General features: G+C 66.3%; 19 protein-coding genes. 13 read left to right on the top strand and 6 right to left on the bottom strand.

The window, feature by feature from the left end; genetic code table 11:
* Positions 1–138 precede the first annotated feature (138 nt).
* Positions 139–1,596 carry an MmgE/PrpD family protein gene (locus XH93_RS35150; RefSeq protein WP_194470981.1) on the bottom strand — a complete coding sequence of 486 codons (1,458 nt, stop codon included), beginning with the start codon at positions 1,594–1,596 and terminating at the stop codon, positions 139–141.
* Positions 1,597–1,882: 286 nt separating this feature from the next.
* On the opposite strand from XH93_RS35150, the gene XH93_RS35145 reads away from it, so the two are divergent.
* Entirely contained in the window at positions 1,883–2,662 is a 780-nt protein-coding gene (locus tag XH93_RS35145) for an SDR family NAD(P)-dependent oxidoreductase (RefSeq protein WP_139486215.1), read from the top strand.
* Positions 2,663–2,841: 179 nt separating this feature from the next.
* Here XH93_RS35145 and XH93_RS35140 read toward each other — a convergent pair whose 3' ends face one another.
* Positions 2,842–3,654 carry an enoyl-CoA hydratase gene (locus tag XH93_RS35140; RefSeq protein WP_194470980.1) on the bottom strand — a complete coding sequence of 271 codons (813 nt, stop codon included), beginning with the start codon at positions 3,652–3,654 and terminating at the stop codon, positions 2,842–2,844.
* A gap of 385 nt (positions 3,655–4,039) precedes the next feature.
* Here XH93_RS35140 and XH93_RS35135 point away from each other — a divergent pair, with 385 nt between their 5' ends.
* Entirely contained in the window at positions 4,040–4,693 is a 654-nt protein-coding gene (locus tag XH93_RS35135) for a PilZ domain-containing protein (RefSeq protein WP_194470979.1), read from the top strand.
* 55 nt (positions 4,694–4,748) lie between these two features.
* The gene (locus tag XH93_RS35130; protein WP_244622483.1) at positions 4,749–5,015 is read left to right on the top strand and encodes a PilZ domain-containing protein; all 267 of its coding nucleotides are present in this window, start codon (positions 4,749–4,751) and stop codon (positions 5,013–5,015) included.
* Between the two features lie 495 nt (positions 5,016–5,510).
* Here XH93_RS35130 and dapD read toward each other — a convergent pair whose 3' ends face one another.
* Positions 5,511–6,482 (bottom strand): 2,3,4,5-tetrahydropyridine-2,6-dicarboxylate N-succinyltransferase, encoded by a 972-nt coding sequence (gene dapD, locus XH93_RS35125; RefSeq protein WP_194470978.1) that lies wholly within the window; start codon positions 6,480–6,482, stop codon positions 5,511–5,513.
* 110 nt (positions 6,483–6,592) lie between these two features.
* Complete coding sequence (locus tag XH93_RS35120) at positions 6,593–7,306, bottom strand: hypothetical protein (RefSeq protein ID WP_194470977.1); 714 nt, start codon at positions 7,304–7,306, stop codon at positions 6,593–6,595.
* 183 nt (positions 7,307–7,489) lie between these two features.
* On the opposite strand from XH93_RS35120, the gene XH93_RS35115 reads away from it, so the two are divergent.
* The 7 genes from XH93_RS35115 to XH93_RS35085 all read left to right on the top strand — a co-directional run bounded on the left by XH93_RS35115 (position 7,490) and on the right by XH93_RS35085 (position 15,326).
* Entirely contained in the window at positions 7,490–8,119 is a 630-nt protein-coding gene (locus XH93_RS35115; protein WP_194470976.1) for a trans-aconitate 2-methyltransferase, read from the top strand.
* Positions 8,120–8,123: 4 nt separating this feature from the next.
* A complete protein-coding gene (locus XH93_RS35110; protein ID WP_194470975.1) occupies positions 8,124–8,534 on the top strand; it encodes a DOPA 4,5-dioxygenase family protein in 411 nt (136 codons plus the stop codon).
* Between the two features lie 149 nt (positions 8,535–8,683).
* Positions 8,684–11,065: a bifunctional diguanylate cyclase/phosphodiesterase gene (locus XH93_RS35105; RefSeq protein ID WP_194470974.1), complete on the top strand. Its 2,382-nt coding sequence runs from the start codon at positions 8,684–8,686 to the stop codon at positions 11,063–11,065.
* 271 nt (positions 11,066–11,336) lie between these two features.
* Positions 11,337–12,299 carry a DUF2778 domain-containing protein gene (locus tag XH93_RS35100; protein WP_244622128.1) on the top strand — a complete coding sequence of 321 codons (963 nt, stop codon included), beginning with the start codon at positions 11,337–11,339 and terminating at the stop codon, positions 12,297–12,299.
* Between the two features lie 213 nt (positions 12,300–12,512).
* Positions 12,513–13,574 carry an aromatic ring-hydroxylating dioxygenase subunit alpha gene (locus XH93_RS35095; RefSeq protein ID WP_194470973.1) on the top strand — a complete coding sequence of 354 codons (1,062 nt, stop codon included), beginning with the start codon at positions 12,513–12,515 and terminating at the stop codon, positions 13,572–13,574.
* A gap of 3 nt (positions 13,575–13,577) precedes the next feature.
* Positions 13,578–14,333: a GntR family transcriptional regulator gene (locus XH93_RS35090; protein WP_139481083.1), complete on the top strand. Its 756-nt coding sequence runs from the start codon at positions 13,578–13,580 to the stop codon at positions 14,331–14,333.
* 12 nt (positions 14,334–14,345) lie between these two features.
* Positions 14,346–15,326, top strand: coding sequence for a PDR/VanB family oxidoreductase (locus tag XH93_RS35085; RefSeq protein WP_194470972.1), 981 nt, complete (start codon positions 14,346–14,348; stop codon positions 15,324–15,326).
* Positions 15,327–15,539: 213 nt separating this feature from the next.
* Here XH93_RS35085 and XH93_RS35080 read toward each other — a convergent pair whose 3' ends face one another.
* Positions 15,540–17,501, bottom strand: coding sequence for a bifunctional diguanylate cyclase/phosphodiesterase (locus XH93_RS35080; RefSeq protein ID WP_194470971.1), 1,962 nt, complete (start codon positions 17,499–17,501; stop codon positions 15,540–15,542).
* 285 nt (positions 17,502–17,786) lie between these two features.
* On the opposite strand from XH93_RS35080, the gene XH93_RS35075 reads away from it, so the two are divergent.
* The 3 genes from XH93_RS35075 (at position 17,787) to XH93_RS35065 (ending at position 22,049) form a co-directional block, all read left to right on the top strand.
* Positions 17,787–18,782, top strand: a complete 996-nt coding sequence (locus XH93_RS35075; RefSeq protein ID WP_194470970.1) for a VOC family protein — start codon at positions 17,787–17,789, stop codon at positions 18,780–18,782.
* A 1-nt stretch (position 18,783) separates the two neighbouring features.
* On the top strand, positions 18,784–20,373 hold the full coding sequence (locus XH93_RS35070; protein ID WP_194470969.1) for a bifunctional 3-(3-hydroxy-phenyl)propionate/3-hydroxycinnamic acid hydroxylase: 1,590 nt from the start codon (positions 18,784–18,786) through the stop codon (positions 20,371–20,373).
* Positions 20,374–20,435: 62 nt separating this feature from the next.
* Positions 20,436–22,049 (top strand): GMC family oxidoreductase, encoded by a 1,614-nt coding sequence (locus tag XH93_RS35065; protein ID WP_194470968.1) that lies wholly within the window; start codon positions 20,436–20,438, stop codon positions 22,047–22,049.
* 173 nt (positions 22,050–22,222) lie between these two features.
* Here the strand turns inward: XH93_RS35065 and hemE are convergent, their stop codons facing one another.
* Entirely contained in the window at positions 22,223–23,269 is a 1,047-nt protein-coding gene (gene hemE / locus XH93_RS35060; RefSeq protein WP_194470967.1) for a uroporphyrinogen decarboxylase, read from the bottom strand.
* Positions 23,270–23,413 lie beyond the last annotated feature (144 nt).

Genomic DNA, 23,413 nt, shown 5'->3' with positions numbered 1-23,413 from the left:
AAGGCGGTGGGCTCCCTCTCCCGCTTGCGGGGGAGGGTGGGGTGGGGGCTCTCTCCGCGAGTCGCAACGTGGAGAGAGCCCCCACCCGCAAGCGGTAGAGGTGCAGCGAGCCTGCCGCGAGACCGACTTAGCCTGACTTCAAGTCGAGACCGACATCCTGGCGATCTCGGCGGCGTTCGGCAGGCTCTCGACATTCCAGCAGGCGTCCATCACGCGGCGCGCCGCAGCAGTCGGAATGATGCCGTCCGCGAGGTCCGCGAACTTGGTCTCGAGCTGCTTGTCGGTCATGGGCGCCTCGACGCTGCCGATCGCATGCTCGATATGACGATGCAGCGTGCGGCCGTCCTTCAGCACGATGGTCATGTCGACCTGCGCCGCATCGATACCGGGGGTGACGACCGGCGCCACCTTGGAGCGCAGCGCGACGATGGTCGGATCGGTCACCGCGCGGTCGCTGAACTGCTTCTCTCCGCCGGCGCCCTCGACCAGCGCGACCGCAACCGCGTGATAGATGCTGAACTTGCCTTCGAGGCCCTCGCGCGGCGTCTTCTTGCCGGTCAGCTCGAGCACCAGCGGATGCACCTTGAGATCGACGCGCTCGATGTGATCGGCGGTCAGCTTGTTCTCGTTGCGCAGCTGGATCGCGGCGTCGATCGCCGGATGCATGACGATGCCGCAGGCGAACGGCTTGTAGGTGTTGAGCGCGGCTTCATAGCGCTTGCCGAGGTCGCCGAGGATCTCGTTGTAGTCCTGCTTGGTGCTGATCGTGTTGGCCCAGCCGCGCTTGGCCTCGATCATGCCGTCCGATGAGGTAAAGTTCTTCGAGGCGAGCATCGCGGCGAAGATGCCGTTCGATGCGGCACGGCCGGGATTGAAACTCTTGTTCATCGAGCCGAAGGATTCGCGCAGGCCGACCGGCTGCGATGCGGCAAGGCCGAGCGCCCACACCATCTGCTGCTCGTTGAGGTTCAAGAGCTTGCCGACGGCGGCGGCCGAGCCGAACACGCCGGCGGTGCCGGTGATGTGCCAGCCGACGTCGTAGTGATTGGGATAGACCGCGTTGCCGATCCGGCATTCGGTCTCGACGCCCAGCACCAGCGCGTTGAGAAACTCCTTGCCCGACACCGGCTGCAGCTCCGACAGCGCGAGGATGGCGGACGCCACCGGGCCAGCCGGATGGATCACCGTCTTCAAATGGGTGTCGTCATAGTCGAAAATGTGGCTCGACACGCCGTTGAGGAAGGCGGCGTTCATGATGTCGAAGCGCTCACGGCGCCCGAACAGCGAGGCTTGCGCCGGACCCGAGAACGGCGCCAGCGCCGAGACCGCGATGTCGACGGTCTGGTGATGCGACCCGCCGATCGCGACGCCGACCCAGTTCAACAGCGTGCGGACGCCTTCCTTGCGGACATTGGCCGGCAAGTCCTCGTACTTCGCGCCGACGAGATAGTGCGCGAGCTTGCGCGTCACGTCCTTTGCCGGCGCTCCCTTGGCCGGTTCGGCCGGCGTCTGCGCCAGCGCCGAGGTCGCGGCCGACGCGACGAAGGGGATGGTGGCCGCAGCCTGCAGCAGCGATCGGCGGTCGGTGATCGACATGGTGGTCTCCCGGAGCGAGATTGGTGTGGGGCGGCTGGGTGAGCCGACATCGATCGCGCTATATCAGGCCATCTCGGGCGGGAGCAGGCGCGCGAAGTGGTTGGCTGCCGCGCTGACTTGCCCGCTTGACGAACAGGGCGGAGTCGTTTCTGAAGCGCGGCCGAAAACGGCACGCAGCGGTGAATCCGCCGCGTTCCCTCGCGTCCGGGAATGGGCTATTGCTCGTACTGCATGCGTCAGTCAGGCTCTGGCGGAAGGCGCAAACCGAAATCCTGGAGGCACTCCCATGAAGTTTTCCGGCAAGGTCGTCGCCATCACAGGCGCGGCGCGCGGCATCGGCAGGGCCTGCGCCGAGCGCTTCCTGGCCGACGGCGCCAAGGTCGTGATCTCGGATGTCGACGCCGCCTCGCTCGCCAGGGCGGCCGGCGAGCTCGGACCGTCCAGTCACCTGCGCGCCGTCGAGGCCGACGTCAGCAAGCGCGCCGATGTCGACCGCATCGTCGCCACCGCGGCGAAGGAGTTCGGCCGGCTCGACGTCATGGTCAACAACGCCGGGGTGGCGCGCAACCGCGATTTCCTCGAGATCACCGAGGCCGAGTTCGACGACGTGATGGGGATCAACCTGAAGGGCGCGTTCTTCGGCGTCCAGGCCGCGGCGCGCCAGATGATCGCGCAGGGCGGCGGCGGCGTCGTGGTCAACATGTCCTCGGTCAACGCGCTGCTGGCGATCCCCTCGCTCGCGACTTATGCGATGTCCAAGGGCGCGATGAAGCAGCTCACCTCGGTGGCCGCGGTGGCGCTGGCGCCGCACGGCATCCGCGTGGTGGCGGTCGGGCCGGGCACGATCCTGACCGAGATGGTGGCGACCGCGATCTTCTCATCCGAGGACGCGCGGCGCAGCGTGCTGTCGCGCACGCCGGCCGGCCGCTGCGGCGAGCCGAGCGAGGTCGCCGCCGTGGTGGCGTTCCTCGCCTCCAGCGATGCTTCCTACATCACCGGCCAGACCATCTATCCCGACGGCGGGCGGCTGATCCTGAACTACACGGTGCCGGTCAGCGAGAAGTAGGGGGCAGTCAATCGCGGAGGTAACCTGCTGCTCCCTCTCCCCGTTTTTACGGGGAGAGGGTTGGGGTGAGGGGCTGGCGCCGCATCGACGGTGACAGAGGGACTCGCGGACACTCCCCCTCACCCGCATCGCATCTTCGATGCGATGCGACCTCTCCCCGCAAGCGGGGCGAGGTGAAATCACCGCCCCTTGAACTGCGGCTTGCGCTTTTCCATGAAAGCGCGGCGGCCTTCGCGAAAATCCTCGCTGTCCATGCAGTCGATGCCGATCTGCCTGATCGCGGCCATGTCGCGCTCGGCCGGATCCTTCAGCACCTCGGCGATGGTGATCTTGGCGGCCTTGATCGCGAGCGGCGCGTTGGTGGAGATGGTGCGCGCAATCTCCATGGTGGCGTCCCACAATTCGGCATCCGGCAGCACGCGGTCGACCAGCCCGATCCGCAGCGCCTCGGCCGAGTCGATCCGCATGCCGGTGTACATGATCAGCCGCGCCCAGGACGGCCCGACCAGCGAGACCAGATGGCGCAAGCCCTGATAGCCGTAGGCGATGCCGAGCTTGGCGGCGGGGATGCCGAACTGCCCGCTTTTGCCCGCGATGCGGATGTCGGCGAGCATCGCCACCTGCATGCCGCCGCCGAGGCAGAAACCGCGGATGCAGGCGATCGTCGGCTTCGGATAGCTCGCGAGCAGCGCGCGCTGCGCCTCGCTGCGCCGCGAATATTCCTCGGAGGCCTCGGCGTTGTGCCTCGTCTTCTCGAACTGGCTGATGTCGGCGCCCGAGACGAAGGCCTTGTCGCCGGCCCCGACCAGGATCACGACGCGGACGGCGGGATCGTCGCGCAATGCCGTCAGCGCCTCGCCAAAACCTTCCCACATCTCCAGCGACATCGCGTTGCGCTTGTCGGGATTGTTGAAGGTGATGACGCCGACGCCGTCGACGACGCGTTGCAGGATCTTGCCGTCGGCAAGCGATTGCTCTGAAGTATCGGCCATGCGCGGGTTCCAAATCTGGTTTCGGACCAAAGTAGCATCCGTTCGGAAGACGAGGCAGGCGGTTTACAGCGCGCCACGATTGCATCGCTGCGCGATGTTTCCTCCGGTAGTTGTGCGGCTCGCAAAATAAACCAATCGGAAAGGGTTCGGCCATACAGTGCGTCGCCCGCTCCCTGTCCGATTCAGCCTTTCTTAGTTTTTCGACGGTACGCCTGTACGTACCTGCGCGCCAGGACGAGCCCGCGACGCGCTGGGACGCGTGCCGCACTGCTCTCCTTCCTGCTGCATCCGCGTCGGTCACGGACGTCCTTACCGCCGGACCGGCAAGGGAGCCGGTCAATCCCCGACCCCATGCACTCTCATCGCCTCAGGCGAGGGTCCAGTTGTGTCTGTCGAAAAGTTCCTCAAGCAGCGCGCAGTCAAGATCACGGTCGACGGCAGCTACATGTTGCCGAACTGGTACGACGCGCAGGGCCGATTGCGCAGCTTCGCCTGCCGCACCACGCGCGTGTCGCCGTTCCGCATGATCGTGGACGTCCCCGTGGTCGGCAAGGTCGGCGACCGCCTGACGTCGTATTTCGAGGAGTTCGGCAAGTTCGAAGGCCGCATCACCGAGACCATGAGCGGCAGCTTCCTGTACGAGCTCGAGATGACGCATGCGATGCGCGAGAAGTTCGCGGACAAGCTGACCTGGATCGAGAAGAAGCAGAAGGATCCGAGCATCCGCGACGCGCGCAACAGCCCGCGCTTCATTCCCGCGGCGCCACACGCCATGCTGACGCTGGCGGACGGCAGCATGCAGAGCTGCTTCATCATCGATATGTCGCTGTCCGGCGCCGCAGTGTCCTCCGCCGCGCAGCCGCCGCTCGGCACGCCGCTGGCGATCGGCGCCTGCGTCGGACGGGTGGTCCGGCATCTTCCGAGCGGCTTCGCGATCAAGTTCGTCGAGACCTACAAGCAGAACGACCTGCTGCGCCTGATTGCGCGCAAGACCAAGGAGCTTCAGACGGTGTCCGCGGCGGCGGACACGGTCGCCTGAGACGATGCCAGCACACGAGCGACGATCAACTCCGCGTGTCAGGTTCGAGAAGCCGATGCCTGCGCAAATGATGGCGATCGACGGAACCTGGCGCCGTGAATGCGCGATCGAGGACGTCTCCGAGGAGGGCGCCAAGCTGATCGTCGGCTCCTCGATCGAAGGCCTGCAACTCAAAGAGTTCTTCCTGCTGCTCTCGACAAAAGGTCTCGCCTACCGGCGCTGCAAGCTGGCCTGGGTCAATGGCGATCAGATCGGCGTCACCTTCCTGCGCCGCGGCAAGAAGCCGGCGCAGCCCGCGGCAAAGAACGAGCAGGGCGGCTAGACTGGCGCGGGATCAGATCAGAAGCCGACATACACATGATGCTATCCCACGATGATTTGTTGCCATGCACCGTCTGCCCGAGACAGAATTAGCTTGTCTTGCTTCGAGTCCTTTTGCACTCTCAGGCAAGGAGGCCGATGCATGAAGAAAATGACCGTCGCGTGCGCTCTCGGAGCGGCCCTCGTGCTGTGCAATCTCGGGACGTCCGGTGCTGAAGCCCGGACGCGGAGGGCACAAGTCGTTCATGAACCGAGGCGGATTATCATCCCGACGCCCGTGATCAGGCCGACTCCGTGGGATTATAACGTTGTTCCACGATATCGTTTTCGCCCTGAAGACGACCGGGTCGATCCGTACGGTCCGCCGCTGGAGTCGTCGTGGGTCCGTTATGAGGCGTGGCGCTGGCCATACTGGTGGTGAACCGCGATCAGCCAAGCCACGACGCGACATCGCCGATGCGCCACATGTCGCCGGCGATGTCTTCGATCGAACGGCCTAGCCGTGAAGCTGCGCGTTGAGGCCGTCCCAATTTTGCGTGCGTCTGGTTGCCTCAAGCGCGCCGCTCTGGGAATTGCGACGGAACAGCAGGCCGTTCTGGCCGGATAGTTCCTTGGCTTTCAGCACCCGGCCATCCTGCAAAAGGATGCGCGCGCCTGCCGTGACATAGCAGCCCGCTTCGACGATGCAATCGTCACCCAATGAAATGCCGATGCCGGCATTGGCTCCGATCAGGCAGCGCTCGCCAACCGTAATCCGCTCCTTGCCGCCTCCGGACAGCGTGCCCATGATCGAGGCTCCGCCGCCGATGTCGCTGCCGCTGCCGACAACCACGCCGGCGCTGATGCGGCCTTCGACCATGCAGGGGCCGAGCGTACCCGCATTGAAATTGCAAAAGCCTTCATGCATGACGGTCGTGCCCGGCGCCAAATGGGCTCCGAGCCTGACGCGATCCGCATCTGCAATGCGCACGTCCGCGGGTGTCACATAGTCCGTCATGCGCGGAAACTTGTCCACGCCGGTCACCTCGAACGCGAGGCCACGCTTGCGCGCGGCGATGCGCGCTTGCGGGACACGGGAGCTTTCACAGGGACCGAGCGTCGTCCAGGCGACGTTCGGCAACAGACCGAAAATTCCGTCAAGGTTCAGGCAATTCGGCTGGACCAGCCGGTGGCTCAGCAGATGGAGCCGGAGATAGGCGTCGTGCACATCAGTTGGCGCAGATGCGAGGGAGTCGATTGTTGTGCGAATGGCAACGATGTCGACATTGCGGATGTCGTCGTGGCGCGCATATCCGTCTGCTGAGTCACCCAACGATCTGATGATCTCGTCGCCCGCCAGCCGGACTGTCGCGGCCTTGCCGACCTCCGCAACCAGGCGCGGCTGAAGAAACCAGGAGTCCAGCACGCGACCATCGGCGGCAATCGTCGCAAATCCCTCGCCGCTCGCGCCCTTCAGTTCCATCGCCATTTTGAATGTCTCACGTTACGATCCTGCGCGTCATGCATACGCGAGTTCTCGTCGACATGGCAACTTCCGGACTTTCAAACGCGTTTGCTTTGGGGCATTTCCGTCGGGGTCTAGCCCTTCGCCTCGAGCTCTTCCGGATCCAGCGCCGACCGTACGCGCGCGAGCGCGTCCTCCGGCAGGCTCGCGCCGGCGGCCGCGAGTGCGATTTCGCGGCCGAGATTGGTGCACTCGGCCCACAGCAGGAAGAACACCAGCGGCGGCCGCTCGCGGGCCTCGAGCAACTGGCGGCAGCGCTCCGCCGCGCCGTCGATCGCCCACCATTGCCGTGCCACGACCATGACCCGCCGAAAGCTGCGCAGCGTGCCGGAGAATTTTTGCGGATCGGCGCCCGCGACGGCGCCGCAATGGTTCAGCCAGTTCAGCCCGGCGTAGATCGCGATGCCGTAATCCTCGATTGCGGTGCCGGTGAAATCGACCACCGTGTTCTCGTGCGGCTGTTGCCGCAGGAAGGCATCGATCATCTCGGCCTGGCGGGCCGGATCGACCAGCAGCGCGGCCTCCTGCCGCGGCACCATCGGGATGTAGCGCATCGCCTCGAGCCGGGTGTGCTCCCAGATCGCGCGGAGGTCGCCCAGAAGGTCGGTCGGCTTGCGCTTGCAGGCCGGATAGACCAGCACGCCGTTGTCGGCGAGATCGAGATAGCGCGGCACCACCTTGCCGAGCGCGGTGAGCAACGCCGACGGATCGGTGAGGCCGCGCAGGTCGACGGCGGCGTCCTCCGCGGGATCAGGCTTGTTGACGCGTGTCCAGCCAAAAGCGGCCATATCGAGCGCCCCGATCGCTACCTGCCCGTCAGGTTAAATGGAAATTTCGTCGAAGCAAATGCGGCATTTGCCGCAACGCGGCAGGCCGGCACGCCGGCGGCGGCTTCGGTTGGGTTGACGGTCGAGGCCGCTGCGCCTAGCTCATGGCTAGCCGGCCACCGGCTGCTGCTGGAGCTCATCGCCATGACCGCCCCGGATCGTCAATCGCACTGGCAGACCGTCTATCAGACCAAGGGCGAGCAGCAGGTCAGCTGGTCGCAAGCCGATCCGCAGCCGTCGCTGCGCCTGATCGAAAGCGCCGTTGCCGATCGTCACGCATCGATCGTCGATATCGGCGGTGGCGCGTCGCGCCTCGTCGATGCGCTGCTCGCGCGGGGCTTCGACGCGCTGACGGTGCTCGATCTGTCGGAGGCGGCGCTGCGCAGGGCGAGGGAGCGCGTCGGTGCCGCTGCAAGCACCGTGCAGTGGATCGCCGCCGATGCCACCGTCTGGCAGCCCCCGCAGCCGTTCGACGTCTGGCATGATCGCGCGGCGTTTCACTTCCTGGTCGAGCCGCGCGACCGCGATGCCTATATCGATCGGCTGCATCGCGGCGTGCGGGCCGGCGGCCATGCCATCATCGCCACGTTCGCGCTCGACGGTCCGGAGAAATGCAGCGGCCTGCCGGTGCAGCGCTATGATGCCGGGACGCTGAGCCGGACCATCGGTCCGGCGTTCGAATTGATCGCCGAGGTGCCGCATCAACACGTCACGCCGTGGGGCGCGACGCAGTCGTTCCAGTTCAGTGTCCTGCGGCGGTCGAAGGAGGGCTGACGAGATGACGGACGCGCCACGCACGATCGGCGAGATCGCGAGCTATCACGCCCACGTCTATTACGATCCCGCGACCAGCCGCGGCGAGGCGGAACGCCTGCGAGAATGGATCGGCGAACGCTTTCTGGTCACGCTCGGACGCTGGCACGACGTCAAGGTCGGCCCGCATGATCAGGCGATGTATCAGGTGGCGTTTGCGACCGCGCTGTTTCCGACCTTCGTGCCGTGGCTGATGCTCAATCGCGGCAGCCTCAGCATCCTGGTGCATCCCAACACCACCAATCCGCGCCGCGACCATGCCGAGGATCCACTCTGGATCGGCACGCCGCTCGCCGTCCACGCCGACAAGCTGCCCGAGGAGGCCGAGATGGAGCAGGCGCCGGCGCCGAACACCACGCCGACGCTGCAGCCGTGAGCGGCGGGCCGGGCCCGTGGTCCGGACGCGTAAAGTTTGACGCAATTTCACTGCAACCAAGTCGTTTCAAACTCATCGCGTTTTGCAACGTGAGGTTAAGTCACGATTCCTAGGCTTGCCCGGCAGGTTTGTGGTGGGCGCATTTGGGCATGTTCTTTTCGTTCCGAAGCTGGTCCCTGTGGCGGGTGGTCGGGCCACTGGTTGCGATCGTGTTGCTGCAGGCCAGCGTGACGGCAGGCAGCCTCCAGGTGATGTCCGCGGTGCGCGCCTATGTGGCGGGCGAGAGCATGTGGTCGAAGGGGCAGAAGGACGCCGTCTACTATCTGCAGTCCTATGTCAGCACCGGCACGCCGGACTATCTGAAGAAATTCGACGCCGCGATCGCGGTGCCGCTGGCCGATCGTACGGCGCGGCTCGCGCTGGAAGCGCCCAGCAACCACGATGCGGTGGCGCGCGCCGGCTTCGCCAAGGCGGGCAATCACGACGACGACATCGGCGGCCTGATCTGGCTGTTCAAATATTTCCGCGGCATGCACCACGTCGCCGCCGCGGTGAAGGCATGGCGGGAGTCGGACGCGCTGCTCGACCAGCTGATCGCGATCCGCAACGAGGCCGCGGACGACGTTGCGCTGCACGACCCGTCCGCTGCGACCATCCGGCACTGGGCCGAACGGATCGGCACCGTCGACGCGGCGCTCGGTGTCCTCGCGATCGGCTTCTCCGATCATCTCGGGCATGCCTCGCGCCAGGTCTCCACGCTGCTGCTGCTGGTCAACGCGTTGATCGGGACCTGCCTCGCCGGCATCGTCCTGTTCCACACGCGGCGGATGCTGTTGCGGCGCTGGCTCGCCGAGACCGCGCTTGCGGTGGAGAAGGAGCGCGCCCAGCTGACGCTGGCCTCGATCGGCGACGCCGTGATCGTGACGACGCCGGAGGATCGCGTCGGCTACATGAACCCGGCCGCCGAGCGGATGATCGCGGCCGGGCAGGACGTCACCGACCGGCTGCTGTCGTCGCTGTTCAGCATCACCGAGCAGCCGGTGCAGGGATCGTTCCGCACCGCCGAGGCGGAGGGCGAGGAGTGGCTGCAGCAGCGGCTCCTGGTGCGGCCGGATCAGTCCAGCGTGCCGGTCTCGGTGGTCGAAACCCCGATCGTGCATGACGGGCACTGGGCGGGCCGCGTCATGATCATCCACGACATGACCGCCGAGCGGCGGCTGGTCGAGGAACTGGCCTGGGCCGCCTCCCACGACGCGCTGACCGGGCTCGCCAACCGCCGGCAGTTCGAGTTCGAGCTTCATGCGTTGATGTCGGGACCCGGGGCCGCGCGCGCCGACCTGATGCTGATCGATCTCGATCAGTTCAAGATCGTCAACGACACCTGCGGCCACATGGCCGGCGACCGGCTGTTGAAGCACGTGGCGCGGCTGCTGGCCGCGGAAGTCGGCGGCAGCGGGCTGGTGGCGCGGCTCGGCGGCGACGAGTTCGGCATCCTGCTGCGTGCCGACGGCACAGCGGCCTACGATGTCGCCTCCGACGTTGCCGAGCGGATCAGGGCGGTGGTCGAGCAATCGAGCTTCGTGCACGACGGCTCGAGCTTCCGGATCAGCGCCAGCATCGGTCTGGTCAGGCTTGGCGATTGCGCCGGCGTGCAGGACGCGCTGCAGCTTGCCGACGTCGCCTGCTTCCTCGCCAAGGACAAGGGCCGCAACCGCGTCCAGCAGCATTTCCCGGCGGATACCGATCTGACGGTGCGGGTCGCCGAGATGAGCTGGGTCAACCGCATCCGCAAAGGCCTGGATGAGGGGCGCTTCTGTCTCTACGAGCAGGAGATCCGTCCCATCGCCGCTGCGCTGAAGGGCCAGGAGCGGCGCGAGCTGCTGCTGCGGCTGCGCGATGAAAGCGGCGGCCTGGTGCCGCCCGGCAGCTTCCTGCCCGCCGCCGAGCGCTACGGGCTGATGCCGCTGATCGACCGCTGGGTGGTCCGCCACGCCTTCGAGCTGATCGCGGAGCGCCGGCGCGGTTCGCGCAAGGTGGTCGGCTACGCCATCAATCTGTCCGGCGCCACCATCGGCGACGGCGATTTCGTCGACTTCGTCGCCGAGCTGTTCGCGCAGCACGACGTGCCGCCGAAGCAGGTGTGCTTCGAGATCACCGAGACCAGCGCGATCTCCAATCTCGACGAGGCGCAGAAGTTCATCGCGCGGCTGCGCGAGATCGGCTGCAGCTTCTCGCTGGACGATTTCGGCACCGGCATGTCCTCGATCGCCTATCTGAAGCACCTGCCGGTCGACGTCATCAAGATCGACGGCTCGTTCGTGAGGGAGATTTTGAACAGCAAGGTCGATCGCGCGATGGTCGAGATGATCACCAAGACCGCGAAGATCATGCAGAAGCAGGTGGTGGCGGAATTCGTCGAAAGCGCCGCCATCCTGGAGGAACTCCGCCAGATCGGGGTCGATTACGCCCAGGGCTATGCCATCGGAAAGCCGGTCCCGGTCTTCACCCTCCGGGAAGAGAAGATCGCCTGACGGTAAAATCGTCCCGATTCGGGACTATTTTGGGCGCTTTCGGCCGCCGCCGGCCCTGATTCGCGCGCCAGTGCGATCGGAAAAATGCTTAAAAAGCTTATCGTTGCCCGATCGGTCTCGATTATGCCTTACTCTAATTCCCTGATATGATGAGTGATCGGTGAATCCCGGAGGGGGCCGTAACTGGCCCGAGACGCACCGAACTTGGGGATGAATGGGTCAACGTACGATGAAAGCTGCCGCGCGTAAGTCAAGCCGCGGCATTTCTTTGGTGGGCAGCACGGCATTCGCCGTCGGCGCGCTCGCTTTGTCGTCGAGTTTTGCCGCCTGGATGGTCGGCATCAATCCCGTCGCCTGGCTGCATGGAGCCGCGCTCGCCAATACCAGCGCCGCGCTGAACTTCGACGATCGCTTCGGCTCGCGCTCGACGCTGAGCACGGCGTCGATCTACTATCCGTTGCGCCGCGGCATTCGGTCGGACCGTGGTGACTTCAACACCGAGTTCGATCGGATCGAGGATGCGCTGGCCGGTCAATTGCGCAATACGCAGGCCGATCTGACCAACCAGCCGGTGATCACGCCTCCGCAGGCCGTCGCCACCACAACGGTGCCGATGCCGCGCTCCCGGCCTGCCGAGGCCAATCTCGCACGGAACGATGTTTCGGCGCCACCGCCTGCGCCTATCCAGCAGGCCGACAACCGCACCTTCCTGCAGAAGATTGCCGACATGATGCCGGCGAAACTGCAGCTGGCTTCGATCGATCCCAATGACGTGCTGTCCGGTCCGAGCCCGGATCTGAACGCGCTCGGTTACGACGGCAGCACCGCGGTCTACGACATCACCGCCCGCGTGGTGTACATGCCCGACGGCACCAAATACGAGGCGCATTCCGGCCTCGGCAACCTGCTCGACGATCCCGCGCACGTAAAGGCGCGCAATGCCGGCGCGACGCCGCCCGGCATCTATGAAATGAAGCCGCGCGAAAAGCTGTTCCACGGTGTGCCGGCGCTGCGCATGAACCCGGTCGACGGCAGCGACACCTTTGGCCGCGTCGGCCTCCTGGTGCACAGCTACATGCTTGGGCCGAACGGCGACTCCAACGGCTGCATCTCGGTCAAGCACTACGACAAGTTCCTGCAGGCCTACCGCAACGGCACCATCAAGCGCATCGCCGTCGTGGTCAGCATCAAGGACATCCAGTCGGCCTCGACCCGCTCGGCGTCGAACTCGTAGGCCGCGCGCCGTCGCCGGTCAGCCGGCGACCCATCCATCCGGTCACTCACCATCGTTCTGGCTCGACAGCGGCTAGGGAATTCCCTTGCGTCGCTTGGCATCCGTTTGGATGATTTGGTATACATTAGTCCCCAGAAATTGCCGACTTTCGGCGGATATTGCCTATTCGTCCAAATTATTGTATACATGACGTATCCAATGCGGAGGATGCGCATGCCAAAACCCTTCCCCATGAACGCCTGGTACGCAGCGGGCTGGGACGCCGAGATCAAGCACGCGCTGCTGCCGCGCACGATCTGCGGCAAGCATGTCGTGATGTACCGGAAGGGCGACGGCGAGGTGGTGGCGCTGGAGGATGCCTGCTGGCACCGCCTGGTGCCGCTGTCGAAGGGCCGGCTCGACGGCGACACCGTGGTCTGCGGCTATCACGGGCTGAAATACAATGCGCAGGGCCGCTGCACCTTCATGCCCTCGCAGGAGACGATCAATCCGTCGGCCTGCGTGCGCGCCTATCCGGTGGTCGAGCGCCACCGCTTCATCTGGCTCTGGATGGGCGATCCGGCCCTGGCCGATCCCGCGCTGGTGCCCGACATGCATTGGAACGACGATCCCGCCTGGGCCGGCGACGGCAAGACCATTCATGTGAAGTGCGACTACCGCCTCGTCGTCGACAACCTGATGGACCTGACGCACGAGACCTTTGTGCACGGCTCCAGCATCGGCAACGACGCGGTGGCGGAGGCGCCGTTCGATGTCACCCATGGCGACAAGACCGTGACGGTGACGCGCTGGATGAAGGGCATCGAGCCGCCGCCGTTCTGGGCCAAGCAGTTGCGGAAGCCGGGCCCGGTCGACCGCTGGCAGATCATCCGCTTCGAGGCTCCCTGCACCGTGAATATCGACGTCGGCGTCGCGCCGGCAGGCACCGGCGCGCCCGAAGGCGACCGCGCGCAGGGCGTCAACGGCTATGTGCTCAACACCATCACGCCGGAGACCGACAAGACCTGCCACTACTTCTGGGCCTTCGTCCGCAATCACCGCCTCACCGAGCAGCGGCTGACTACCGAGATCCGCGAGGGCGTCGCCGGCATCTTCCACGAGGACGAGATCATCCTGGAGGCGCAGCAGCGCGCGATGGACGAGAATCCGGATCGGGTGTTCTACAACCTCAACATCGACGCCGGCGCGATGTGGGCGCGGCGCGTGATCGACCGCATGGTGGCGCAAGAAAATCCACCGCAGAATCCGCCGCAACATCTGCAGGCCGCGGAGTAGGCCATGGCCGAGCGCGAGGCCGATCGTTCCGTGTCGCAGACCGTGCGGGCGCAGCTCGCGCTGCGCGACCTGATCCTCTCCGGCGGGCTGCGCCCGGGCGAGCGCATCTCGGAATTGCAGGCGGTCGAGACGACAGGCGTCTCACGCACGCCGGTGCGGATGGCGCTGGTGCGGCTGGAGGAGGAGGGCCTCCTGGAGGCGATCCCGTCCGGCGGCTTCATGGTCAAGGCGTTTTCCGAGCGCGACATTCTCGATTCGATCGAGCTGCGCGGCACGCTCGAGGGGCTCGCGGCGCGCTTTGCCGCCGAGCGCGGCGTCTCGTCGCGCGATCTCGAGCCGCTGAAGGAATGCCTCAACGAGATCGACGGCCTGGTGCGGCAGGATCCGATCTCGGTCGAGGCGTTCTCGTCCTATGTCGCGCTGAACGCGCGCTTCCATGCGCTGCTGACCGAACTGTCGCGCAGTGCGCCGGTGATCCGGCAGATCGACCGCGCCTCGGCGCTGCCGTTCGCCTCGCCGAGCGGGTTCGTGATGGCGCAATCGGCGCTGCCGGAGGCGCGCCAGATCCTGCTGATCGCGCAGGACCAGCATCGCATTGTGGTCGACGCCATCGAGAACCGCGAGGGCGCGCGCGCCGAGGCGACCATGCGCGAGCATGCGCGGCTTGCGGCGCGCAATCTGCGGCTGGCGCTGCGCAACCGCACCCATCTCGATCTGTTGCCGGCGCTGGCGCTGATCAAATCGGCCGCAGCTGATTGAGCGGAGAGTATCGTGCGCTTCATCGACACCTGGACAACCGCAACCGTCGTCGCCACGCGCGACCTCACGCCCGGCATCCGCGAATTTCTGCTGCGTCCCGACGGCTTCAACGCGTCGCCCTATCCGGTCGGCAGCCACATCCAGGTCGCCGTCACGATCGATGGCCGGCCCGAGACGCGGTCCTATTCGCTGGTCGGCGAGGCCGATACGCAAGGCTACCGGATCGCGGTGCGCCGCGCGCCGGACAGCCGCGGCGGCTCGCGCTACATGTGGTCGCTGGCACCTGGCGCGCGCATCAACATCACGCTGCCGGCGTCGCTGGTCCAGCTCGACTGGACGCGGCGGCATTTTTGTCTGATCGCGGGCGGCATCGGCATCACGCCGATCCTCGGCGCCGCCCAGGCGCTGGCGCGCCGCAACGCCGACGTCACGCTGCATTACGCGGTGCGTTCGCGCGCGGATGCCGCCTATCTCGATCAACTCGAAGCCTTGCTCGGTCCGCGCCTGGTGGTTCATGCCGGCGACGAAGGCCGCCGGCTCGATCTCGCTGCCGTATTCGCGGCGTTGCCGCAGGGCGCGACGATCCTGTTCTGCGGTCCGATGCGGATGCTGGACGCGGCGCGCCATGCCTGGGAAGCCGGTGGCCGGCCGCCGACCGACCTGCGCTACGAAACCTTCGGATCGAGCGGATTGCTGCCGACCGAAGCCTTCCGCGTCCGGCTGCGGCAGGAGGGCGTCGAGCTGGTGATCCCGCCTGACCGCTCGATGCTGGACGTGCTCAACGCCGCCGGCCACGAGGTGATGAGCGACTGCCGCCGCGGCGAATGCGGCGTCTGCGCGCTTGATGTGGTCGAGGTCGACGGCGAGATCGACCATCGCGACGTCTTCTTCAGCGAGCACCAGAAGCGCGAAGGCCGCAAGATCTGCGCCTGCGTCTCGCGCGCCCGCGGCACCGTCACGGTAGACACGCTGCACCGCGCCGACGCGATCTGAGCGTTGGAACGATGAGAGTAGGTTGAGCTGGGCGGCATCGGAAGTTCACCTCTCCCTTGGGAGAGGTCGGCGCGCAGCGCCGGGTGAGGGGTTAAAGTCTCTCGTTGGAGCCGCGACCCCTCACCCGATTTGCTGCGCAAATCGACCTCTCCCCGTCGGGGAGAGGTGGACCGAGCCCGCGGTCAAACAGATTTAACCTAACTTCATCCCGCGCTAGGCGGCGTGCACCGACTGCCGCGGCTTGGCGTCGAGCATGCTGGCGATCTCGCTCGCCGACATCGGGCGGCCGATCAGATAGCCCTGCACTTCGTCGCAGCTGGTCTGCCTGAGATATTCGAGCTGGTCGACCGTCTCGACCCCCTCGGCGACGACGCCGATCTTGAGCTCCTGCGCGAGGCCGATCACCGATTTGACGATCGCGGCGCAGTCCGGCTGGGTCAGCATATCGCGGATGAACGACTGATCGATCTTGATGCGGCTGAACGGCAGCTTGCGCAGATAGGTGAGCGACGAGAAGCCGGTCCCGAAATCGTCGAGCGCGACCGTGAGGCCCAGCTCGAGCAGCGAGTTCAGGATCGCGGGCGCCGCGCCGTATTTCGAGATCAGCATCGATTCCGTGATCTCGATCTCGAGCCGGTCGGGCGCGACCTTGGCCTCCGCCAGCGCCTCGACGATGGTCTGCAGGATGCCGACATTCTGGAACTGGACCGCGGAGAAGTTCACCGCGATCCTGATGCCGTCGGGCCAGCGCGCCAGCATCGCGCAGGCGCGGCGGACCACCCATTCGCCGAGCTGGTGGATCAGTCCGCTCTCCTCGGCGATCGGAATGAAGACGCTCGGCGGAATCAGGCCGCGCACCGGGTGCTGCCAGCGCAGCAGCGCCTCGAAGCCGGTGATGCGGCCCTGGCGGATATCCAGGAACGGCTGATAGACCAGGAACAGCTCGTCGGCCTCGATGGCGCGCTCGAGGTCGCGCTGCAGGGCGCGGCGTTCGCGCGCCGACGTGTCGTCGCTGGCCTCGAAGAAACAGATCGTCCCGGGCCCGGATTTCTTGGCGCGATAGAGCGCGGCGTCGACATGCTTGAGCAGGTCGTGCGGCGTGTTGCCGTCGCGCGGCGCCAGCACGATGCCAACGCTGGTCGCCCCAGTAACCTCGCATCCCTCGACCAGGAACGGGTCGGCAAACGCCGCCACGAACCGCTCGGCGATGGCGAGCGCATCCTCCGGCCGGGTCAGATTGGACATGATCAGCGCGAATTCGTCGCCGCCGATCCGTGCGACGTGCTCGCTGGCACGCGTGCAGCGCTGCAGGCGGGCGGCGACCTGCACCAGAAAATCGTCGCCGGCGGGATGGCCGAACCGGTCGTTGACCTCCTTGAAGCGGTCGAGATCGAGCAGCAGCACGGCGAATTCCTCGCCGGAGCGGGCCAGCCGCTTCAGCGCGCCGTCGAGCGCTTCATTGAAGGCGAAGCGGTTCGGCAGATGGGTCAGCGAATCCTGCCGCACCGTCCGTTCCGCTTCGTGCTGGGCGATGATCCGCCGCCTGAACTCGAACGCGTTGACGAAGACGCCGCGCAGCAGCACGGTGCCGTAGACCACGACCAAAGCGGCGACCAGCAGATAGACGTAGTCGCCCTCGCGGCCGAGGCAGATCGCGGTGCCTACGAAGATCGGCGCGGTGAATGCGATCGCCGCGATCGGGATGGTGGCGAAGGCGAGGGCGCCGCCGGCCAGCATTCCGGCGCACAGGCAGGTGATCACCAATTGCGCTCCGCTGGAGGCGTCGGCGAAGAACGCCACCGGAACGATGCCCCAGGCGGTGCCGAGCGCCAGTGCGTTGCGCACCAGCCGGTACATGGCCCGGCGCGAGACGAATTGCGGCTTGGCGATCCGTCGCGCGGCGCGCGCCTGCAGGCCGAAGAACAGCGCAGCGCAGCTTACGGCGGTTGCCCACACCAGCGCGAAGATCCAGTCGGGCGATTGCCACAGCGCGACCGCGAGCACCAGCGCGTTGCAGGCATTGGCGAGCATGATGCCGAAGGAATAGCCGAGCACCAGCGAGACCTGCTCGGCGCGGATGTGGCCGGCCAACGCTTCATCCGTCGGTGGTGCACCGAAGGCCGCCAGATCGCCGGCGAACAGTTTCGCGAAATATGAACTCAGGTAGGTACGCATCACTACGCTGCTCGCGCGATGGGGCCCCGGCGCCGCGTCGGCAAAATTCGCTGCAAACCTTTGACAAACTATGAACTATTGGGATCAACCGTGCCGCGGCGGGTGGGCGTTCCGGTTCCCGTGCGCGGGCATTGCTAACAAATCGATACAAATGCACGCCTGACCCCGGCGCCGGATCTGTGACATGACGTGACCGGCAAAAGCTGCTGCCGGCCGCGCTGCTTGATCCCACGTTGGTTTTTCGCAATGAATCACCTCCTGCGACGGGCAAACCAGAAGGTGCGCATGAGCCTCCCGACCACGAACCACGATCCCGGGTTTCGCATCACGCGCGCCAGCCATGTCGTGCTCCAGGTCCGCGACCTCGCGGCGAGCCGGCAGTTCTACGAAAAGGTGATCGGGCTGATCCTGACCGCGGAGGACGGAGACGCGCTGTATTTTCGCGGGATCGAGGAAGCGTGTCATCACAGCCTGGTGCTGCGCAGGGGCAACGCGCCGGCCTGCGCGCGGCTCGGCTTGCGGGTTTTCCAAGAGCATGACCTCGAGCGGCTGAAGACGTTCTTCGAGGCCCATGGCTGCCGGGCCAGCTGGGTCGATGTGCCGCACCAGGGACGCACGCTGCAGGCGGCCGATCCCGCCGGCACGCCGCTGGAGTTTTGTGCGACCATGCCGGTGGTGCCGCGCATGATCACCAAATTCAGCCGTCACACCGGCGGCTCGCCGCTGCGGCTCGATCATTACCAGGTGCTGACGCCGGAGGTGCGCAAGGCGTGCGAGTTCTACACCGCCGCGGGCTTCCGCCTCAGCGAGTATATCGCGCCCGCAGGCACGTTCGATCTGCGCGGCGTGTTCCTGCAGCGCAAGGGCAATCCGCACGACATCGTGTTCTTCAATGGCGCCGGCCCGCGCTTGCATCATTTCGCGTTCCTGGCGCCCGAGGTGCATCATCTGCTGCACGCCTGTGATCTCGCCGGCGAGCTTGGCTATGGCGCGTCGGTCGAGCGCGGCCCGGGGCGGCACGGGCCGGGGCACGCGATGTATGTCTACATGCGCGACCCCGACGGCCACCGGGTCGAGCTGTTCAACACCCACTACCAGATCATGGACATCGAGAACGAGCCGGTCGGCTGGGATCCGTCCGACCATACGATCTCGTTTCCGTGGGGCCTGCCGGCGCGGCAGGCCTGGTTCGAGGAGGCGACGCCGTTCGCCGGTGTCGCGATCCGCGAGCCCCAGCTGAAGCCGAAGCCGCTGACGCTCGAAGCCTATCTCGCGAAATAGCATGTCGGCGTCCCCGGTGAATTCCCTCTACGACGTGGCGATCGTCGGCCTCGGGCCGGTCGGCGCGATCTTCGCCAATCTGCTCGCGAGCAGTGGCTTGCGCGTCGCGGTGGTCGAGCGCGCCGGCGTTGTCTACGACAAGCCGCGCGCGATCACGCTCGACCACGAGGCGCTGCGGATCTTCCAGGCGATCGGGCTCGGCGACGTCATGGAGCGGGCGATCGCCCCGCACAACGGCTCGCATTTTCTCGGCGTCGACGGCGAGATCATCAAGAAGTTCGACCCGATGCCGCCGCCATTTCCGCTCGGCTGGATGCCGAACGTCACCTTCGTGCAGCCGGAGGCGGAACAGGCGCTGCGCGAGCGGCTGGCCGAACAGGGCAATGCCGACGTCTTTCTCGCGACCACCGGCGTGTCGCTGCAGCAGGATGACGACGCGACGACATTGGTCGCGCGCCGCGAGTCCGGCGACGAGCTCGTGATCCGTGCGCGGTACCTGGTCGGTTGCGACGGTGCCAACAGCTTTGTGCGCAAGCAGCTCGGCATCGGCCTCGAAGACCTCGCCTTCGATGAATGGTGGATGGTGGTGGACACCCTGACCAGCGAGCCCGCCAAGCGGCCGGCCAAGGGCTTTCAGTATTGCTGGCCACAACGTCCCGGCACGTTCATCCCCGGCCCGCGCAATTTGCGGCGCTGGGAGATCAAGCTGCTGCCGGGCGAGGATCCGGACGCCGCCGGCGCGCCCGACAATGTCGCAAAGCTGCTGAAAGGCTTTACCGACATCTCCGACCTCACGATCTGGCGCTCGGCGGTCTATCGCTTCCACGCGCTGCTTGGACAGCGCTGGCGCGACCGCCGCGTGCTGCTGATGGGCGATGCCGTGCACCAGACGCCGCCGTTCCTCGGGCAGGGACTTTGCGCCGGCATCCGTGACGCGGCGAACCTTGCCTGGAAGCTGCGGCTGGTGCTGCGCGGCGACGCCGGCGAGGCGCTGCTCGACAGCTACGAGATCGAGCGCAAGCCGCATGTCCGCGCCGTGGTCGCCAGCGCCAAGGAGTTCGGCAAGGTGATCGGCGAGCTCGATCCGGTCGCGGCCGCCGAGCGCGACGCGCGGCTGCGCGCCGATCTGAAGGCCGGCCGGGCGGAGACGATCCGGCAGAAGTTCATTCCCGATCTCGTCTCCGGCCTGATCGCGCGCGATGCAAAGCTCGCGGGACGGCTGTTCGTGCAGCCCCATGTGCGTGCGCCGGATCGGCGGACCTGCCGCCTGGACGATCTGCTGAAACCGGAGTTCGCGATCGTCGCGGCAACAACGGAGACGCTGGCATGGTTGTCGGATGCGTCACGCGCCGCCTGGCAGCGTCTCTCCGGCGAGCGCGTCGTCATCGCGACATCAGGCGAGAGCACGGACAGCAATGGCATCCTGACCGCGGTCGAACGCGACGGACTGTTCGCCGACTGGATGCAGCAAAATACCGTCGCTGCGGTCGTGGTACGGCCCGACCGTTATGTGTTCGGTGCCGCCGCCAGCGCCGACGAGCTCAATATGCTTGTCGGACAACTGCTCCAGAACCTCAGCGCAGGGCGCTAATCTTTTCAAGCCGCTGCTTTGTCTGTACCACCGAGGAAAACAACATCTCCCGGGGGAAGCCAGTGAACAACAATCATGACGCGGCCGAATTCGACTACGTCATCGTCGGCGCCGGCTCGGCCGGCTGCGTGCTCGCCAACCGCCTGAGCGCCGACGGCAAGCATTCGGTGCTGCTGCTCGAGGCGGGCCCGAAGGACAGCAACATCTGGATCCACATCCCGCTCGGCTACGGAAAACTGTTCAAGGAAAAATCCGTCAACTGGATGTACCAGACCGAGCCGGAGCCGGGGCTGAACGGCCGGCAGGTGTTCCAGCCGCGTGGCAAGGTGCTTGGCGGGTCCAGCTCGATCAACGGCCTGCTCTATGTGCGCGGCCAGCACGAGGACTACGACCGCTGGCGCCAGCGCGGCAATGCCGGCTGGGGCTATGACGACGTGCTGCCGTATTTCAGGAAGGCGGAAGATCAGCAGCGCGGCAGCGACAAATATCACGGTGCCGGCGGTCCGCTGCCGGTGTCGGACTGGCGGCATCACGATCCGCTGTCTGAAGCGTTCGTGCATGCTGCGGCCGAGGTCGGGATTCCGACTAACCCGGATTTCAACGGCGCGACCCAGGAGGGCGCCGGCTTCTTCCAGACCACGACCCGGCGCGGCCGGCGCGCGTCCACCGCACGGTCCTATCTGCGGCCGGCGCTGACGCGCGGCAATCTGCACGTCGAGACCTCGGCGCTGGCGCAACGCATCCTGTTCGAGGGCAGGCGTGCCAGCGCGGTGGAGTACAAACAGCACGGGCAACTGCGCAAGGCGAAGGCGCGCAAGGAGATCCTGGTGTCGAGCGGCGCGTACAACTCGCCGCAATTGCTGCAGCTGTCCGGCGTCGGTCCCGCCGATCTGTTGAAGCAGCACGGCATCGAGATCGTGCTCGATGCGCCCGGCGTCGGCAGCGATTTGCAGGATCATATGCAGGTGCGGCTCGTGACGCGCTGCGCGCAGTCGGTCACGCTGAACGATATCGTCAACAATCCGGTGCGCCGCGTCATGGCCGGCCTGCGCTATGCCGCGCTGCGCAAGGGGCCGCTGACGATCGCGGCCGGTACCTCGGGCGCGTTCTTCAAGACCAGCCCGCGGCTCGCCTCGCCCGACATCCAGATCCACTTCCTGCCGTTCTCGACCGACAAGATGGGCGAGAGGTTGCACCCGTTCTCCGGCTTCACCGCCTCGGTCTGCCAGCTGCGCCCGGAAAGCCGCGGCTCGCTGAAGATCAGGAGCGCCGACCCGAGCGTGCCGCCGGAAATCCGCATCAATTATCTGGCGACCGAAACCGACTGCCGCGCCTTCATCGACGGCATCCGCATCCTGCGCAAGATTCTGGCGGCGCCGGCGCTAAAGCCTTATGCGGTCGCGGAGGTCGATCCCGGCGCCAAGGTGGTCAGCGACGACGATCTGCTCGAATTCTGCCGCCGCACCGGCAGCACGGTCTATCACCCGACCTCGACCTGCCGGATGGGCAACGATCCGCTCGCCGTCGTCGACCAGCGGCTCAAGATGCGCGGCATCGAGGCCTTGCGCGTGGTCGACGCCTCGATCATGCCGGATCTGATGTCGGGCAACACCAACGCGCCGACCATCATGATCGCGGAAAAGGCCTCGGATATGATTCTGGAGGACGCCCGGTAATCCGTCATCCTGAGGTGCTCCCCTCTTCGGCGAGCCTCGAAGGATGCACGGGCCGGAAATCTCCACGCGCGGCACGTTCCACTCGTGGCGGCAACCCGGCCGTCGACCCTTCGAGGGCCGCTGAAGAAGCGGCCACCTCAGGGTGACGGTGAGAGAGTGGATTGCGGCCTACTTCACCCCCGATACGCCCGCACGCGCTGCACCATCTGCTCGACATGGGCGATCGGCGTCTCCGGCAAAATGCCGTGGCCGAGATTGAAGATCAGCCGGCCCTTGCCAAAATTCTCCAGCACGTCGTCGATGGCGCGGTCGAGCGCGGCGCCGCCGGCGATCAGGGCCAAGGGGTCGAGATTGCCTTGCACGGCGGCGCGCGGCTGCACGCGCTCGCGGATCATCGCTGGCTCGGTCGCCCAGTCGATCGAGACCGCGTCGACGGCGGTCTGCTCGACATAGGCCGGCAGCTGGCCGCCGGCGCCGCGCGGAAAGCCGATGATCTTGGCGCCCGGCACCTGCTTGCGCACCCCGGCCACGATGCGCCGCGCCGGCTCGATCGACCAGCGTGCGAACTCGCGCGGCGGCAGCACGCCGGCCCAGGTGTCGAACAGCTGCACGCAATCGGCGCCGGCCCTGATCTGGCCGACCAGATGCTGAATCGAGTTCTCCACCAGGATATCGATGATTTTTGCGAATGCGTCCGGATGGCGGTAGGCGAGCATTCGCGCCGGCGCCTGGTCCGGCGTGCCTTGCCCTGCCACCATGTAGGTCGCGACCGTCCACGGCGCGCCGCAGAAGCCGATCAGCGCGATCTCGGGTGCAAGCTCGCGCCGCACCCGGCGCAGCGCCTCGTAGACCGGCTCGAGCTTGGCGAAATCCGCCTGCGTCGCCAGCGTCGCGATCTCTTCACGCGTTGCCAGCGGATCGAGCCGCGGACCTTCGCCGGCCTCGAAGCGCACCGAGCGGCCGAGCGCATAGGGGATCACCAAAATGTCGGAAAAGATGATCGCGGCGTCGAAAATGAAGCGGCGGATCGGCTGCAGCGTCACCTCCGCCGCATAGTCCGGCGTGAAGCAGAGGTCGAGGAAGCTGCCGGCCTTGGCGCGCAGCTCGCGATATTCGGGCAGATAGCGTCCGGCCTGCCGCATCATCCAGAGCGGCGGCACGGCTTGCCGGCGGCCGGACAAGACCTCGATGAGCGGTTGGGTGGCGGGGGCCTGGGGCACGCGAAAGGTTCCTGATCAAGGTCGAAAGTTGCCGCCCCTGATACACGGTGTGCCGTCTTGGGCCAAGTCTTGGGCCAAGGTCCCGGGCAAGGCGGCTCTGGAACCCTGCTTTGCGCGGGCGCGTTGTCCTTCAAACGGAGGGAT

It is taken from the genome of Bradyrhizobium sp. CCBAU 51753, from assembly GCF_015291565.1.
GTDB classification, from domain to species: Bacteria; Pseudomonadota; Alphaproteobacteria; order Rhizobiales; family Xanthobacteraceae; genus Bradyrhizobium; species Bradyrhizobium ivorense.
The sequence above is the reverse complement of the archived record's forward strand: the minus strand, read 5'-3'. Positions and strand labels throughout refer to the sequence as shown.